We start from the raw sequence: 1,660 nt of genomic DNA on the forward strand, positions 1-1,660 counted from the left end.
CCTCGATCTTTCGCGACGGTCCGCCGGCGGAGTCGGTGGACCGTTTCGCGTTCTGTGCCTGATGGCCGACAAACCGAGGGCCCGGCTGTCGCGTCGGGTGGGCGCCGGGTTCCACAGCTCCGGTCGGGGTGGTGCTGCTCGTAGGGACGGGAATGATCTGGTCAGCCGGGGTTCGGGAGAGCTTCGAGCCGCGCCAGGGCGTCGGTGATCACGTCGGTCCAGGGCCAGTGGCGGGCGAACCTCAGGCGCCGGCGGCGGGCTGTCGTGACGAGCTGGGCGGCGGCGGAGAAGAGGCGGAGCCGGAGGCGGCGGGGCTCCCACCTGCGGGTTTCGCCTGTCAGGGCGAGCATGGGCATCCAGGCCAGCAGGTCCAGGGCGAGCTGAACGATCTCCAGCCAGATCTGGTTCTGGGCGGTGTCGTGCAGGGGCAGGTTGCGCAGGCCGGTGGCCCGGGCGGCCCGGATGCGGTCCTCGGCTCGGGCTCGCTGGCGGTGGCGCAGTTCCAGTGCCGCGATCGGCATGTCGGTGGTGTTGGTGGCGAAGCAGGTCAGCCGCAGTCCGTCGGCGTCGGTGATGCGCAACTGGGCGCCGGGGTGGGGCCGTTCCTTGCGGACGATCAGCCGTATTCCCTTCGGCCAGCCCTTGAGGCAGTCTCCGGTGATCTCGGCGACCCAGGCTCCGTCCCGGATCTCGCCGCCGGGCTCGATCGCTGCCGTCCAGGCCGGGGCGGGGACCGTGAGGACGGCCTGGTGGATCTGCTCGGTGATGGTCATGCCAACCGAGTACGACAGCCACCGTCCGCGCCGGGCGAGCCAGGCGACGAACTCGTGGGTGCCGCCGCCGGAGTCGGTGCGGATCAGCGTCTGGCGTCCGCGCCGGTACTTCTTCGGCAGCTGGGCCAGGGCGAGTTGGGCCGTGGTGATGTGGTCGGCGGCGGTGTTGCTGCCTGCGTTACCCGGTCTGAGCAGGCCGGCCACCGGTTCCCCGCTCCCGCCGCTTCCGTGGTCGACGAATCCCATCAGGGGGTGGTGTCCGAAGGTCTTCTTCCAGGTCGCGGTGGCGTCCTGTTTCTCGGAGTGGGCCAGCACGAGGACCCCGTCCAGGTCCACGATCACCTGTCCTGCGGCGTCTGGGGCCGCGTTCTTGGCCATGTTCCAGACGTGCTCGCGGGCTTCGGCCCGCGCGGCCCTTATCGCGGCCAGGGCCTTCGGCCCGGCTGCGGCGAGGGTGTCGATGAGGCGGGAGACGGTCGGGTCGGAGGCCACCGGACCGAACACGGCCGGCTCGGCCCGCAGCATCCCGACATCCGCGAGGCAGTCCCCGCCGAGCGCGACCGCGAGGGCCGTGTCCAGCAGGATCTTGCCTGGATCGTGCACCGCCCTCGGGCGTCGCCAGGGCGTCAGCGCCGTCGATATTGCTTGATCCAGCCCGGCCTTGCGGGCGGTTTCGACCAGCAGCACGGCCCCGGCCTGGGACACCACCCCCTGGCCGCCGCCCTCGACGCGGACGCGTGGATAGGACCCGATACGCTTCTTCACCTGGGAAGTGCCTCCGGCTGGTGCGGGAACAAGGACCTCGACAATCCTCATTCTCGCTGGTCAGAGGCACTTTCTTCTTGCCTGACCACCCGTCGGACAGCCCGCTTCATGAAAGCGCGAGG

1 protein-coding gene is annotated in these 1,660 nt (G+C 70.6%); it reads right to left on the minus strand.

Annotation, left to right across the window (positions count from 1 at the left end; all coding sequences use genetic code 11):
* Positions 1-161 precede the first annotated feature (161 nt).
* Entirely contained in the window at positions 162-1,538 is a 1,377-nt protein-coding gene (locus ACFUJR_RS39205) for an IS1380 family transposase (protein WP_383181688.1), read from the minus strand.
* Positions 1,539-1,660: the final 122 nt, after the last annotated feature.

The sequence above is a fragment of the Streptomyces sp. NPDC057271 genome (assembly GCF_042668715.1).
In the GTDB taxonomy this organism is placed as follows: Bacteria; Actinomycetota; Actinomycetes; order Streptomycetales; family Streptomycetaceae; genus Streptomyces.